This is a genomic window from Nostoc sp., assembly GCF_036917275.1.
Lineage (GTDB): Bacteria > Cyanobacteriota > Cyanobacteriia > Cyanobacteriales > Nostocaceae > Nostoc.
In genome coordinates this window covers 98,560-113,667 of record NZ_JBALDF010000070.1, presented here as the reverse complement: position 1 = coordinate 113,667, position 15,108 = coordinate 98,560, and the positions used below count along the sequence as shown (strand labels likewise).

At 41.7% G+C, this 15,108-nt stretch carries 14 protein-coding genes; 3 read left to right on the top strand and 11 right to left on the bottom strand.

Features of this window, described 5'->3' with window-relative positions; genetic code table 11:
- Positions 1-154 precede the first annotated feature (154 nt).
- From V7K35_RS27370 to psbP, 4 genes are all read right to left on the bottom strand, one after another.
- Complete coding sequence (locus V7K35_RS27370) at positions 155-1,594, bottom strand: HlyD family efflux transporter periplasmic adaptor subunit (protein ID WP_335083354.1); 1,440 nt, start codon at positions 1,592-1,594, stop codon at positions 155-157.
- 925 nt (positions 1,595-2,519) lie between these two features.
- A complete protein-coding gene (locus V7K35_RS27365) occupies positions 2,520-3,257 on the bottom strand; it encodes a phycocyanobilin:ferredoxin oxidoreductase (RefSeq protein WP_335006625.1) in 738 nt (245 codons plus the stop codon).
- A 194-nt stretch (positions 3,258-3,451) separates the two neighbouring features.
- Positions 3,452-4,045, bottom strand: a complete 594-nt coding sequence (locus tag V7K35_RS27360) for a Maf family protein (protein ID WP_335083352.1) — start codon at positions 4,043-4,045, stop codon at positions 3,452-3,454.
- Positions 4,046-4,148: 103 nt separating this feature from the next.
- Positions 4,149-4,694 carry a photosystem II reaction center PsbP gene (gene psbP / locus V7K35_RS27355; protein ID WP_335083350.1) on the bottom strand — a complete coding sequence of 182 codons (546 nt, stop codon included), beginning with the start codon at positions 4,692-4,694 and terminating at the stop codon, positions 4,149-4,151.
- Positions 4,695-6,166: 1,472 nt separating this feature from the next.
- On the opposite strand from psbP, the gene dapB reads away from it, so the two are divergent.
- Both dapB and V7K35_RS27345 read left to right on the top strand, forming a co-directional pair.
- Complete coding sequence (gene dapB, locus V7K35_RS27350) at positions 6,167-7,003, top strand: 4-hydroxy-tetrahydrodipicolinate reductase (RefSeq protein WP_335083348.1); 837 nt, start codon at positions 6,167-6,169, stop codon at positions 7,001-7,003.
- A 32-nt stretch (positions 7,004-7,035) separates the two neighbouring features.
- Positions 7,036-7,722: a phosphate ABC transporter permease gene (locus V7K35_RS27345; protein WP_335083346.1), complete on the top strand. Its 687-nt coding sequence runs from the start codon at positions 7,036-7,038 to the stop codon at positions 7,720-7,722.
- Between the two features lie 207 nt (positions 7,723-7,929).
- On the opposite strand, the gene V7K35_RS27340 is transcribed toward V7K35_RS27345, so the two are convergent.
- The 6 genes from V7K35_RS27340 to V7K35_RS27315 form a co-directional block, all read right to left on the bottom strand.
- Complete coding sequence (locus tag V7K35_RS27340; protein WP_335083344.1) at positions 7,930-9,342, bottom strand: right-handed parallel beta-helix repeat-containing protein; 1,413 nt, start codon at positions 9,340-9,342, stop codon at positions 7,930-7,932.
- A gap of 100 nt (positions 9,343-9,442) precedes the next feature.
- Entirely contained in the window at positions 9,443-10,072 is a 630-nt protein-coding gene (locus V7K35_RS27335) for a precorrin-8X methylmutase (RefSeq protein WP_273762167.1), read from the bottom strand.
- Positions 10,073-10,175: 103 nt separating this feature from the next.
- Positions 10,176-10,985 (bottom strand): TPM domain-containing protein, encoded by an 810-nt coding sequence (locus V7K35_RS27330; protein WP_334794450.1) that lies wholly within the window; start codon positions 10,983-10,985, stop codon positions 10,176-10,178.
- 355 nt (positions 10,986-11,340) lie between these two features.
- Positions 11,341-11,880 (bottom strand): DUF948 domain-containing protein, encoded by a 540-nt coding sequence (locus V7K35_RS27325; protein ID WP_335083342.1) that lies wholly within the window; start codon positions 11,878-11,880, stop codon positions 11,341-11,343.
- A gap of 11 nt (positions 11,881-11,891) precedes the next feature.
- Positions 11,892-12,242 (bottom strand): YtxH domain-containing protein, encoded by a 351-nt coding sequence (locus tag V7K35_RS27320; protein WP_273762171.1) that lies wholly within the window; start codon positions 12,240-12,242, stop codon positions 11,892-11,894.
- 245 nt (positions 12,243-12,487) lie between these two features.
- Entirely contained in the window at positions 12,488-12,823 is a 336-nt protein-coding gene (locus V7K35_RS27315) for a hypothetical protein (RefSeq protein ID WP_335083340.1), read from the bottom strand.
- Between the two features lie 540 nt (positions 12,824-13,363).
- Here V7K35_RS27315 and V7K35_RS27310 point away from each other — a divergent pair.
- Entirely contained in the window at positions 13,364-14,356 is a 993-nt protein-coding gene (locus V7K35_RS27310) for a metal ABC transporter solute-binding protein, Zn/Mn family (RefSeq protein WP_335083338.1), read from the top strand.
- A gap of 96 nt (positions 14,357-14,452) precedes the next feature.
- On the opposite strand, the gene V7K35_RS27305 is transcribed toward V7K35_RS27310, so the two are convergent.
- The gene (locus V7K35_RS27305) at positions 14,453-14,986 is read right to left on the bottom strand and encodes a DUF4330 domain-containing protein (RefSeq protein WP_335066635.1); all 534 of its coding nucleotides are present in this window, start codon (positions 14,984-14,986) and stop codon (positions 14,453-14,455) included.
- Positions 14,987-15,108: the final 122 nt, after the last annotated feature.

The window sequence follows — 15,108 nt, the reverse complement described above, 5'->3', positions numbered from 1 at the left end:
AATACGCTTGGGTTAAGGCTAAAATTATTTATTTTTTGAACGTAGATGCAAAGTGGTGAAGCAGCGCCGTATTCTCACATTAGGAGACGCTTTAGCGCATAGCGCAACATCGGAACAAGATCCAAAATATCAAATCATAAATTTGTATTACTGTTCACCTATAACTTGATTCGCTATTAATTTCAACAAGAACTTTAGCGTAAGTTAAACCCGAAACTTTCTGGCTATCTTGTGGAGGTAGAGCAATTTTCACTTCTACTACTCTGGCATCCACATCTGCTGCTGGATCTGTATTCAGCACATCTTTTTTACCAATTTTTCTACCAATTTCAGTAACAGTTCCTTTTAATTCGTCGCTAAATGCTCCATTATCGCTGCTGATAGTGGCGCTTTGACCAATACGCACTTTTCCAATACTGTCTTCAGCGACTTCAGCAATCACAAACATTTGGCTGGTTTGTCCAATTTCAGCAATACCATTTGCACCTATGGCTTCGCCTGACTTGGTGTAAACCTTTAAAATCTCTCCAGCTATTGGTGCTTGAACGTAGCTCAACCTCAATTCTGCTTCAGCTTTTCTAACATTTGCGATCGCATTACTAACTTGGGCTTGCGCTACTTGCACATCGGTAGGACTAACATCTAAAATTTTGCTCAGTTTGGCCTTTTCTTCATCGATTTGTCTTTGCAAAGTTGCTAAAGTTTTGTCACGGTTAACTTTGGCTTCGATTAGCTGCTGTTGCAAAGTTGCTGAATTTTGTATTTGGTTAGCTCTAGCTTCAGCAACTTGCTGTCGTAGGGTTGCCAATGTCTGCTTTAGTGTAGCTTGGCTTTCGGCAACCTGCTGATTAGAAGTTACTGCACTCAGGCGTCTACTATCCCGTTCTTGCTGAGAAATCGCACCTTCTCGGTATAAAAAATCATAGCGTCCGGCATCGACTTGAGCATTGCGCTGTTGGGCTTTAATACGTGTAAGCGTTGCTCTAAGAGTTTCTCTTTGCCCACTGAGTTCAGCTTCTATGCGATTCACGGTTGCTTGTTGAACGAGTTTATCTCCACTAAACTGAGCTGCAACCCGCGCGATCGTCGCTTGTTGAGCATCCCTTTCCCCAACAAACTGCGCTTGTAAGCGAGCAATAACTGCTCTTTGAGCTTGAATATCTCTTGGAGATCCGGCTCTGATTTGTGCTAAATTCGCACGGGATTCTTGCACCTTGGCTTTTGCCTCTTCTAGTCCGGCTATTTGGGAATCGCGGTTATCCAAAATTGCCACAATTTGGCCTTGCTTTACCTGTTCACCCTCTCTCACCAGAAGTTGCTGAATTCGTGAGGATGGCGCTAATCCTGAGGATGGAGCGGACAATTTAACAACTTCGCCTCGCGGTTCCAAACGCCCTAAAGCACTAATGCTATTGGTAGATGGCATTACGGGTGCAGATGTAGTTAGTTTTCTCAACTGCTCGATTTTCGCTGTACCTAGTATCCCAGCAGCTATTACTACTGGTACAGCTACAGCGATACCCCACCAAATCTTAGGTTGTTCATGATTAAGTGGCCGCTCACTTGGCTTTGGCTTTTCAGTCACCCTTGACATAGTATGTTGCCCGTTTACCTGAATTGTGCTGATGGAAGTAAAAATAAAAGGGTTTTTAATCAACAGCCAGCCGTTTAGGACAAACAACAGTGGTTTAAAGCTGGGTATGGCTTAAAATCCATTGTGTGATGAACGCTCAACACTATGGTTTTGCAAAATGGTGTTTTCTATAGCGTAGGCGTAGCCCGCCGTAGGCATCGCTCGTTTGTATGCAATACAGTGACCTCACTTCCATTTCTCTCTCTTAAAAAGAGAGAGGCTTTGAGGCTTACTTGAGGTTAGGTCTGTATTGAAACCTAGAAACGCTATAGTAGCTGGCTATTTAAGAACTCTGAGTATTATTGAGACATGAGTGCAATGCGAGTTAGCAGAATTCACAAGCAGTATGAATCTAGATGTATAAACGTGATATATCGCGTCTCTACACAAAATCCCAAATTGGTATGATGCGGTACTGTACTGCTACATTCGCTACGGCTACAGTTAGTCACAAAATTGAAAAAAAATATCAAAAATAGACTGTTGCCAATGCTTGATACAATCTTGCTACAAAAGTTAGTCTTCCTTAAGTGAATTAGTGATTAACTAACTAAAAAATATCTGTTCACCCTGAGCGTTCGCGTAGCGTCTCGTAGAGAAGTCGTTGGCGCAGCCTCTCGTAGAGAAGGGTCAACTTGAGCATTCTTAACATTAAAGTTTCCTTAACTTTCTGGTCAATGAGTTAGCTGTCTCTAGTTGCTTGCACCTACCAAGACAACAAACCATTTTGTAATATTTGCTTTAAAGACCTGACTACTTTTCCTGCTGCTGTTTTGGGACTCCATTAAACTCTCGTTGAATGAATTCTACATTTATCCGTTACGCGAAAACGTAACAGAGCTTACAGATGGGTAACTGTGAGTCTGAAAGGAGATTCGGGGGATGATTAATTTGGCAGGTCGAATAAAACTGTGGTCATGTAATGTTCTGCCCAAGCTGGGCCAAAGGCTTTTTCTAGTACGCGGCGGGTTTTATCGTTTTGCTGCTGTTTGGTGCAGTAGTTGTGTTGTCCGGCGATATTTTGTGTGACTTGTTCAACTGAAACAGGATGTGAGGCGATCGCTTGGGTGCAATGAATATCTAAAAATTCTCGCACACGCGAGAGAAACATTGTTTCTTCTTCTGGGGAACTGGGGCGGACAAAGATGCAATAATCTGAAAAAATATTTCCCCATTCAGGTAATTCACGGGGTTGAGAAAAGTTAAGCACTGTTAGCTGTGTCAGTGCAGAAGTATAAGATTCTGGTAAGGTGCGCTCTAATTGAATCGGAGAAAGGTCTGCGATCGCTGCACTAATTTGACCTCTACCCCCAACTAAATCGCAACCAAACATCGGCAGGTTGTATTCTGGACGGGGAAACATGACGCAGTGCAAAATATCCAGCATATTTCCGATTTTCGCCAGTTCCAAGTGCATTTTCCGAAACTGGGGCGTTTGATAGCAGCGATTTTCAATTGTCAGTTTTTCGCCTTCTAGTCTACCTTCCACATACCCCAACTCATCAGGCAAATGGTAGGGCGATAGATCCAAGTGCTGATGCCAAGCTGCCTCAATACAATCAGCTAGCTGACGAATTAGGGGATGTTGTTGCTCACGCAGCGAGGGCATAGAAGTAAATGACATATTCTAGTTGGGAATGCGATCTAGTAGCCAGTCTACAACTTGTTGTACCATACCTGTCGTGGACTGCAATATAAGCAAACACTTGGTGGGCATTGGGGAGCCACTGTATTGCCGGGGTTCTTGCGGTTGTTCGCGCAGCGTCTCCGACAGGAGAAGCAAGTGGCGTCATTGGGCAAATGACAAAACCCAAAGGACTATTGCCACAAATCAGTGACATCGTATCCCAATTCCCCTAGCATATGCCGCAGCAAGGGTAAACTAAGTCCAATTACATTGCTGTGACAGCCTGCGATTTTTTCTACAAAGAAACTACCAAAACCTTCAATGGCAAAAGCTCCAGCACATTTGAGGGGTTCACCTGTGGCAACATAGGCTTTAATTGCGCGATCGCTCATTTGAGCAAAGTAAACTTTTGTCACTTGAGACTTGACTATAGTACGGTTTTGCTCAATGTCAATTAAAGCGTGACCTGTGTACAAGTCGCCAAAGTTACCCTGCATTATCTGCCAACGAGCGATCGCTTCAGAGAAGTCTGCTGGTTTACCGTGAATTTGACCATTGATAGACAAAACTGAATCACAACCCATAATCAAAGCCGATTCAAACTGCGGGGCTACAGTTTCCGCCTTATATTGAGCAAGAGTTTTGACCAATTCTGCTGGTTCACTTAATTGGATTTGCGACTCATCAAAGTCACTTGGTCGAACTATCGGTTCAATACCAACAGTTTGCAGCAAGCGGCGTCGGGCTGGGGAAGCTGAGGCAAGTACAAAGGGTGGAATTTTCATGATATTTCTGACAAAATTGTTAATTGGGCATGGGGGATAAGGCATTGGGGATTGGTGATTAAGTTTCTTTTCTATCCCCTATCCCCTATTCCCCACTCGACAATTAATAGACAGAAAAAGAATTGACAACTTGATCAATCATTCCTTTAACTCTCTGCCAGCGTTTTTCAGGAATTGAGGCGTTAAAGGTAAAAAGCTTACCACGGCTAACAGCGACGCTGGCGATGTTGTGTCGTTCCTGTTGATTGGGAAGTTTAACCTCATACTCTAATAGGTAGTATATTTTACCGTCTACTTCTCGCTGTGCGGCATTAACTAATTCAGCTGAACGACCAGAGTCAGGAGGCGCAAGAGCTGCTTTTCCTAACTTATATCCTATTTCTGTTGGGGTTCCCAATTCTGACAAAGTTTTGCCTTCTTGAACTGGGCTAATCACAACCGAAACGTTTTCAGACACCTCAATCAAATCGTGAAAAACCACATCTGGCCCGTTGGCAACTTTTACTTGCAGCCAGCCGTTAGGATATAAAAACTGATAGCCATCATTCGTGTCTACAAAGCTTTTGAGTCCAGCCGCAGCCGCTACATTAGAATTACTCAGGCTGAAGCTCAACACCAATAGCAAAATTAATACAATTCGTTTCCACATTTCTACAAATTCCTTTGGGCTGGAGACAACACCAAGCAAGCATCATTTCTCGTTTTTATTCTCCCATCAACCGGGACGCTTCGGATGACGCATTAGATGGGGAGGGATCAATAAATGCCCAAATGTCGGCAAATACTCCCTGGTGTCTCGCCTTACTGATGAAGCGGTGGGAAATGCGTCAGCGTAGTTCGTCGTAAACATCGCTTACCCGCCTCGGAATTCATTCCAAGGCTAATAGCTCAAGCTGACTGGAAGATTTTTAACCATTGCGGGAATACTAGACGCAATAAATTTCATCAAAAACAGCACGTACATGGCTCAAAACTCACGCAGCTAAAGCAATGAATTCCATTAATCTTTAAGTTCTAGGACTTACGCACACTCTACGAATTCTCGGCGCTCTTGGCGTCTTGGCGGTTCGATAAATTAAGCTTTTTGGTAATTTTTGCGTAAGTCCTAAGTTCATTGAACCTTAGTACAACATTTCACTAATTCCTAGCGAATTAAATTTGCCAATACCCTGCTTTGTTAATGCGTCAGCTTACTTTGTTAATGCGTCGCCTTACATTGTTAATGCGTTAGCTTACATTGTTAATGCGTCAGCTTACATTGTTAATGCGTCGGCTTACATTGTTAATGCGTTGGCTTACATTGTTAATGCGTTGGCTTACATTGTTAATGCGTCGGCTTACATTGTTAATGCGTTGGCTTACATTGTTAATGCGTCAGCTTACCTTGTTAATGCATCTCAATGCAATCCCAATGTATTCCCCTGCATTAAAAACGCTACGCTTTTACGCAAAACTGTATTTAGTCAGCTTAAGCTGACTTGAGCTATGAGCCTCAGAATTCATTCTGAGGCTGACTTGTAGTCAAACCAATATTCCGCAATTATCATAATGTTCAATCTCGCGGCTGAACCATCACCCGTTATAGGTTAGAAACCTACAGCTAATAGCGAAAGTCATCTCAAAGATGACTAAATCAGTAGTAACTGCTAAAGAAAAGTTAATCGAGAATATAAAAACCCCGACTTAATAGCCGAGGTAGATGGGAGAAGTCTAAATGTTGATGAGATAAGCGATACAGAAATCTTATTTTCTTAGCTAACACCAGTTAGGTAGTTAAGTTTGGGCTTTGCTAAGTTATGTAAATAAATTTAACAAAAAGATTATAAATAGTCAATTGAACTTGACAAAAAAAGACTAATAGCTTTTATAAGAGCTACTTATTAAGGACAGTATCGGATTGTTTTTGGAGTGTGGTAAGTGAAGTAGGGAAAATAAAACGGGTTACTGGCTAAGATAGTGAGATGAAAATGAGAACCCATCCGCTTTCGGGAGTGGAAAAACTGAGCGATTAGCTGCATAACTCAAGGTAGTCGGAATTAAGCCAGAGATTTGAAAAGCTAGCTACTAGATCACTAAAGTCTTTACAATTCCTTTGTTGACTCAAAAAGTATTTCTTGACCTATGACGAATCAAGCTCCTATCCCGGTTATTATCAACGGTGCTGCTGGTAAAATGGGTCGTGAGGTGATTAAGGCGGTGGCGCAAGCGCCTGACTTGAACCTAGTGGGTGCAATTGACCACAGTTTGGAACATCAAGATAAAGACGCTGGAGAGTTCGCGGGTTTAAGCGAACCCCTGGAAGTGCCAATTACCAATCAATTAGAACCGATGTTGGGGTATGTGGCTGGCGACAGACACTCTCCTCCAGGGGTGATTGTAGACTTTACCCATCCCGATTCAGTTTATGACAATATTCGTAGTGCGATCGCTTACGGTATTCGTCCTGTAGTGGGAACCACTGGGTTAAGTCCAGAACAAATCCAAGAGTTGGCAGACTTTGCCGACAAAGCTAGCACTGGTTGTCTAATTATTCCTAACTTCTCCATTGGCATGGTGCTGTTGCAACAAGCCGCAGTTGCAGCCTCAAAATATTTTGACCATGTAGAAATTATCGAACTGCATCACAACCAAAAAGCTGATGCTCCGAGTGGTACTGCCATTCAAACGGCGCAGTTATTAGGAGAATTGGGTAAAACTTTTAACCCTGCTCTTGTAGAAGAAACGGAGAAATTACCAGGAGCTAGAGGGAGTATAGCAGATGAAGGGATTAGAATTCATAGCGTCCGCTTGCCAGGATTGATTGCCCATCAGGAAGTTATTTTTGGCGCAGCGGGACAGATTTATACTTTACGACATGATACGAGCGATCGCGCTTGCTATATGCCAGGAGTCCTACTAGCGATTCGCAAAGTCTTAGCGCTAAAGTCGTTAGTATATGGATTAGAAAAGATACTTTAAACACACTATCGCTCATTCATTACTCAGCACTCATGTTAGTACCACTGACTCGCCAGAAATTTGAACAAGTTGTCCCCCTAATTGGCACTGGTTTGCAGTACAAGTACTACTGGGGGAAATTCTCAAATTTTTTGCAACGGCTGTTAATTTCTGTAGTTGCAGTAGTTGTTATTTTGCTTGTGACAGTCGTTTTTAGGCTTCAGTTTGCTTCAATAGTATTTGTGGTGGGGATACTTAGCGCTTTTTTTTGGCTGTGGTATCCAGTGTTTCAAGCAAGTATGCGGAATTTGCAATGCCGCCGTTATAAGTATGGCGGCTTTTTCCGTGGTCGAGTGTTAGATTGGTGGATTACAGACCAGTTGATGGGTAAAACCGAAACAGTCAACAGCAAAGGCGAATTAGTGATTGTAGAAAACCGAGAAAAACAGATTAACTTAGAGGTGGGTGATGACACAGGATTTAGTATTGAGTTTGTAGCACCATTACGTCCTGCCCACAAAGTTATTACTCGTGGTCAAATTGCAGAAATGGTAGTGATGTCAAATCGCTCAGATTTGAGCAGTATTGAAGAATTCAGCGATATCTACTTTCCCAGTCGTGACCTATGGGTTAGCGATTATCCTTATCTACGGCGGGATTTCTTTAACGAAATCGGTCGCCGCTTGAGTGAAGACCAACAACAAAAGCCGCGTCGGCGGCGTCGGAGAGTAGAGGATTAAAGAAGTGAAGCTGGCAGGAGGATGTAATAACCATAGGCTTCTCTTTCAGACACATGCAAAGGACAGACCGACACTAATTATGAGCCACCTATTGCAGAGATTTTGGTAGTTTGCTCTTAACCGCAAGACTCCCCGATAGTCGCCCATGAGGTTCGGCATTTGGATTCAGCATAAATCATCTCCTACCCTGTGCCCTTTGCCTTCTTGCTAACGGGAGCATCCCACTTTGATGAGTTTGCCTTTCAAACGATAGGTCATTGACCCACAAACAAAACCTCCCGACTTAGACTCTACATAAGTCCGCCTCGGCGGATTTTGTTTAGCTAGCCGCGATTTCCAATTGCTAGATATTTTTTCTAGAGTGGGATGCTTCCTTAAAAACTCAGAGTCTGCAACAATATCGTGAGATCCCTTAACATTTACTTTAGAACTATTAATGTAGATATTATAATCATAAATAACGTTTTTATTTTTATTGTTACCGTTGATATTTTTGCCAGGATAAGCATAGAGAATGTTCCTTAAAATTTTGACATCAGATGACACATTGCCAAATATTTGCCCATCTTTAATTTCTGGACTCTGATTATTTAAAACAGCTGTGTTATTGACGATATCAACATGATCACTTGAAAATGTATGAATTCCTGAACCACCATTATTAAATGTCAAATTGTTTTGAATTAAAGTCCGTCCTATATATGCACCCAAATTTGGGTTCTGATCATTTCTGGTACTATCGATAATAATGCCATTACCATCTGTGATCTTTCCCGTCGCAACCCAAGGGATGTACATGCGATTGTTATATACCTTGTTATTGGTCACGAACATCTTATATCCCCGGTTGGTGTCAGAATTCCAACTGGTCCCTATCGTAATGCCACTGCAAGCATAAACACCATACCAGGCATTATTGAACACAGTGTTATTATCTATCTTCACATAATCAGCCTGCCCTGCTCCGATACCTCCTCCTCCACAGTCATGCACTTTGTTGTTCAGAATACGGATGTGATGAACATGACCATTGGCTCGTCCGTCAATGTTTATGCAGTTTCCGCTTGTAAGTGGATTTGATCTGTTAGTCTTCTGACTTAATGCATAAGCAAGGGTAATATTGGCATTGTTTCCTATGACCTCTAGCCTGTTGATCTCGATATATGAAGCTCTACTTGAAATCAGGATACCGTTCCATGTATTGTGTTTAATTTTTGGGAAATGACCAGGATATGCTTTATACTTAATCCATGCTTTTGCGGTTCCAGAACGTTTAATACTTACTACACTCGGAGCTTTTGCTAAATTTGTGTATACTCCGTTCATAATCAATACTGTATCGCCAGGGTTAGTTATATCTGCTGCCTTTTGAATTGTCCTAAAAGCGGATGAAGTAGAAATTCCACTATTTGTGTCGTTTCCGCTACCACTAACATAATATGTTTTCGGAGTCGCCTTAATGCTGATTAGTTTGTGGTTGGGTAGGATGATTTCCTTGTTAGTGGATACCTGACGGGCGTTTTCAACTAAAGATACTTTTATCCTTTCTTTCCCACCCAAAAGACTTAATACCACGGGAATTGCAAGAAATGCGATTAAACCAAAACGTTGAAATACCACAGGAAAAGGCTCCTTTATCGGCACTACTTAACAAAAATATCAGGTTATTTAGTAGTTTTAAATCCTATTTGGCATAAAGGGAACGATACGGCCGACTTTCCTAACTCCCCCGATTTCCATCTTGTCCATAGGCTTGCCAAGCCAAGTCTACCAATCCATCAACGATCGCAGCTGCTACAACTGCATTACCTTTGCGACTATCAATTGTAATGTGAGGCACTAGAGAATCTTGTAAGCGCTCCTTTGCTTCATTAACATTTACAAATCCCACTGGAGTCGCAATTATCAAAGCAGGTCTAATTTCCTCAGCTTCAATTAAATCCACTAGTGCTGTTAGTGCTGTTTGTGCTTGACCCACCACAAAAATGCCTTCTGGATAACGCTTTGCTAAAGTTTCTATTCCCCATGCTGCCCGAGTTTTTTCTTTTTGAGGGCGTGTCAGAGCTTCCATACTGCAATACACCGGATTGGCAAAGGTGTTTTGAATCTCGTAGGCAATACCTACTTGTACCATCGGTACATCTACCACAATCGTGGTGCGCGCGGCTAGTGCTGCTGCTCCAGCTTGCAAGGCACGCTCAGAGAAACGAATCAAAGACTTATACTCAAAGTCAGCTGTAGAGTATATTACCCGACGCACAATCTCATACTCTGCTGGTGAAAAAACATGATTTTCAATTTCACTATCAATGATTGCTAAACTTTGAGCATCAGTTACGTGCCATTCCATTTTTGTTGAGCTTCTCAAATATTAGCTTTCAGCTTATCAGCTTCAGAGAGTTAGGAGTTAGGAGTTATAAGTTAATTAAAAACTCATAACTCCAACTCAGCACCTATAACTCATTACTAGAAGAAGACCGACTGAAAATAGGAGATAAGTAGGCAACCAAGACGCCAATGAGAAACCCAGAGATATTGCGAACTAGAGGTAACCAGTCGCTTGTGCGTGTCACCACTGGCCCAATACCAAAGGCAATAAACAAGATTCCCCACAAAGGTGAGAAAATTAAAGCCCATTGCCAAGCGAAAACTTGTCCTTTCTCGCGGGGTTGAGCTGCAAATCCACAAATCACCCCACCAATGATTGAGCTAATCAAGGTGAGAATCCATTGCTCTCGTGGCAGTCCGGGGACAACATTGCAACCACCCTTGAGTAAACAGCCTTTAACCGATTCTAAAGCTTGCAGAATGGCTTGGTCTTCACCTTGTTCGCGGACAAAGTACAAATTACCAAAGCGGGTTTGTAGTTCTATCCAGAAAGTCCGGGGTAAAAGTTCATAAACAGCATCGCCGACGCTAAAACTGAGAATGTTACCGCCACGAGAATCGGCAACTAGCAGAATGCTTTTGTCATCCAAACCCCAATATTTTATGACTGCCCGACCTGGGGTGCGGTCATACTGGGTCAATACTCGCAATTTCCAACCCGTATCGGTTTCAAACTGCTCTAAATCTTTGACAAGCTTTTCTTCTTGCAGCACAGGAAGAGATTTTGCTAAGTCTACAACTGGGGTAAAGGTGTTAGGGAGTAAGTCAGGATTGTCATAAGCCAGTGCTGGGGGAGAGTGCATGACCCAAATTGTCCCAGCCAGGAAAAATACTGCGATAGATACCAGAATTCGTCGCCAAAAACAAGATTGCATGGACGTTTTTATACAAATATCAACGGTAGAAGTGAACAAGTTGTTTTAAAAGAGTACTGGAAAAGTGATACTTCTTTACACTTGTTTACTTTACTCTAATCTAAGGGATCAAAACAAAGCGTTTTTGGGTATTGGGAATTGGGGAGCAGCATTCGTAATAATTTAAAATAAAGTACATTTTGTCAATCAGTTAAAATACTCAAAATATCCTTAATAAAAATCATAATCGTGGCTGGGGAGAGGGGTAGAAGGCAAGCAACGATCTCTCTTTTTGATTATCATTATCGTCAAAGTTTTTAACAACTCAAAATTGACTAATACCAATTCTGTATAAAGATGCACAGCCTTTTTTTGGTCAATCTTCGTCATCGAAATTGGTTTCCCAGGTAGCAGCGTCATTGTAACCGTCATTAGCGCGGTATACTTCTGTCTTTATCCGGCGATTTTCTTGCCTGAGCACTTCTCGTTCTCGCAACGTGAGTGGTGGTAGTTCATTGCTTAGGGTGCGATCGCCTGTTCGCCTCGCGGGTTTTTGGCGTGTGAAGTTTCTCCAAGCAGCTTTCGCGCCAACAAAGATGCTGCGTGTACCTACTTGCAGATTTTGAGCCTGAATTCTTGCACTATCAAGGCTTTGATCAACTTGTTTCATGACTTGACTGGCACTTTTTACACCTTCACCAACATCATCAGTTAAGTCAGTGATTTCCAAACCAGTCACGCGGATAGCTTCTAGAGTGGGTGGTAAATCCCGTGAAAGTGTATCAAATAGCTTTTCTGCACTGCGAGCAGCGCGTGCTAACTGCTGGAAAGCCGGTATTGCCACCACTAAAACCGCAGTCAAACTTGTGGCGACTAAGAGTAAGGAAAGTCCCAACCAAAACAGGGGGTCAATCACGATTATGTTATTTATGAGCGTTCTAATTGCTGGGCAAGAGAATCTGAGTCTTCAACAGATGTTTGCCGCTTTAAGACTTGGCTTTCTTGCTGACTGGCATCTACACCTGCTGCGATCGCTTCCCGTAATCTATCTAAAGTCTCATCCCAGTTTCGCAGTGCGCTGGCAGAGAGACGATCTGCCTGAATTTGTACACTCGTTGATAAATCTTCTGCCAATTCTGGGATAGCATTGGCAGATTTCTTCAAAATTTTACGCGTTTCGCGCCCTGTGCGGGGAGCTACGAGCAAACCGGTCAAAGCACCGATGGTAGCTCCCAGCATCAAACCGCCAATAAATACTCCAGAACGGTTATTAGACATCTTGTTATTGCTCTCCTTACACCCATTTTAGGTGGGTTTTCTACCCTTGCAAGACTTAAACGATTTTATCTAATTAATCTATCGTGACAAAATATCAGCCAAAAATGTTGCTTTAATATCGAAACTGTTAATTACTTATAATTCAAAACTCCTAGTGTCACCGTCTCACCGTATTCTCACCTCCTTGTGTCACCGCATCCCCGTGTCAGCCCTAATTATAAATGTTCATCCGAACTTGACATAACTCATTTTGCGACTGTTTTTTTCCCAGGTGTTAACTCTAGTCTAGGAAAATAACGCTGCCAGATTTGCTGTCCTAGCAAAAGTAGACTGATAATTTGCTGCACTTGTTGAATTTGTATTTGTAGTGCTTGATTTTTCTGCCGTAAGTTGTAAATATTCTCCTGGCTAAGATAAATATTTTCGGGTGCTTTATTCAGTGCTGCATGGGTAAAACTTTCATAGACGGTTAACTTATCTGCTATGTATGCTAACTGCTGCTTGAGTTGCCACACCCGCCAAGCCACATAGAATAATATCAGCGAAATCAGGGTGTTAACGAGGATAACTAAAATTACCATTGTTTATCTTCACCAATATTTGTAACAAGCATCTGCCCACACCTCACAAAACCGCAGTTACAATTGCCTTAGATTCACGACTTGCTTTGCGAAATCAACTTGTATGATCAATAGGCCCCATCATCACTATATTTTTCTCCTTAAGCGGATAATTTTAGTCAATTTGCGACTTTGGCGGCACATAAGCACAATGGTATAGCCGCTTCAGCAGATGGTGAGAGAACTGCACTACACTTCTTACCAAAGACACCCTAGCATCGCTTTGCTGATTGTGCTTTTATCCCTAGCAGTTTTGCAGCCTGTCGCGTGAAGCGAGATTTTTGCCTGCAAAAACCTCATTTGTAGTTCACTTACCAAAAATTGCCGGGTCTTTTTTCCCCATTCTCTTCAAAGGTTCAGTTCGCCTTTGGTGTTAACACAGCGATCGCTAAAAGCCATAGCTCTGACTGTTCGCTAATTGCCTAAGCTGAATTCAGAATTCAAAATTCTGACTTGTTTAATAATGATTATCTTTTTTTATACATCCAGTAGGAGTTTAGGATGTCAAAAAAACCACTATCAAATAATTCCTTACGAGCTATTCTTGTTGCTTTGACAATTGGATTTGTTGGGTGCGGAAATCAAACTGCAAGAACTACATTTACTCAAACTACCACGCAGGTAAATGAGAATCTTCCCCAAGTCGTAGCAACTACAAGTGTACTATGCGACTTAACCAAACAGGTTGCCGGAAATACTGTTAACCTTACCTGCTTGATTTCTCCTACTGCCAACCCCCAATTTTATAAACCAAAGCCAGAGGATCGTAAAGCCATTGAGCAAGCTAATCTTATTCTCTATAATGGCTATAATTTAGAACCAAATCTGATCAAATTAATTAAAGCGACTAAAAACTCTGCACCGAAAATAGCCGTCGGTCAACTTGCAGTGCCTAAGCCACAAAAATTTCAGCGAGGCGATAAGAAAGTAAACGATCCTTATCTTTGGCACAATACTAAGAATGCGATCAGGATGGTGGAGGTAATTAATAGCAACCTGGGAAAATTAGAATCTAGTGATGCCACGACTTATACCAGCAATACCAGAAAAATCACAAATGAACTTACTCAACTAGATAGCTGGATTAAGTCAAGAATTGCCAGTATTCCTACTAAAGAACGTACGTTAGTTACAACCTCTGATGCACTGAGTTATTACACCAAAGCATACGGTATTTCATTAGTAGGGGGATTACAAAATATTAGTACTGACAAAAACCTAACAGCTACAAGAGTGAAAAATTTTGTTACAAATATTAAACGGGCTAAAGTGTCAACAATTTTTGCTGAGACGGCAGTTAACCCTAATTTACTTCAATCTGTAGCAAGAGTTGCTCAAGTGAAAATTTCTGATAGGAAGTTGTATGCTCAGGGACTTAGTGAACCAGAAAGTGAGGCAGACACTTATCAGAAAATGATGATTGCCAATACACGCACAATTGTAGAAGGGTTAGAAGGGACGTATTTAATGTTTCAAGTGAAAGCTGCTCAATAGTTATAACCTCAATTGAGTAATCTGATAAACCGAGTTTTTTTAGATGACATAAAGTTCGGTTTATCAGCCCCTTTTTTGAAGACGAAAATGGGAATGCTATTTGTCTTTTAATCTGAGATCAATAACAGTTGCATTGAAATTGTAGTTAAAACCTTCCAACTCAAATGGCATACCAATTTTAACTTTACTGTTACCCAGAACTGGCCCATTTTCAGTAAGCTGGGCTTTGCCATCTAAAGTCAAAATCAAATCTGTACTAAAATTGTTGGTTTTTGGATCTGGCAATTCTTTAACAGTACCATCAGGTTGGGGAATATTGATTGTTCTAGGTAGCTGTTGAACGGATTTAATCTCAATCTCTCCGTGGGGTTGATTGCGAATAATCACATTAGTTTTTCCGCCTTTTTTTAATCCGTTATTGAATAATTGTTCAGGGTCACGAACATTCAAACCACGGACTACTAAATCTACTTCTATGGGTACTGTTTTCGCACCGACTTGGGCAACAGAACCAGAAGTGCCAGGGAAGATAAAGATGCCAAATATAACTAGCAAAATTACCAGCGCAGCACCTAAATCTAGAAGATTGATTTTGCCAAACAAGCGACCTTTTGAATCTAAAATAGCCATAAAAACTTTTCCGAGGTAATAGCGAAGTAATTGATTGTAGCAAGAAGGCTTTCTATGGGAACGGCAATTTTCCCTATTTGGTAATAACTCAAAGCGGCTGGAGATTGCGGTTATGCGACAGT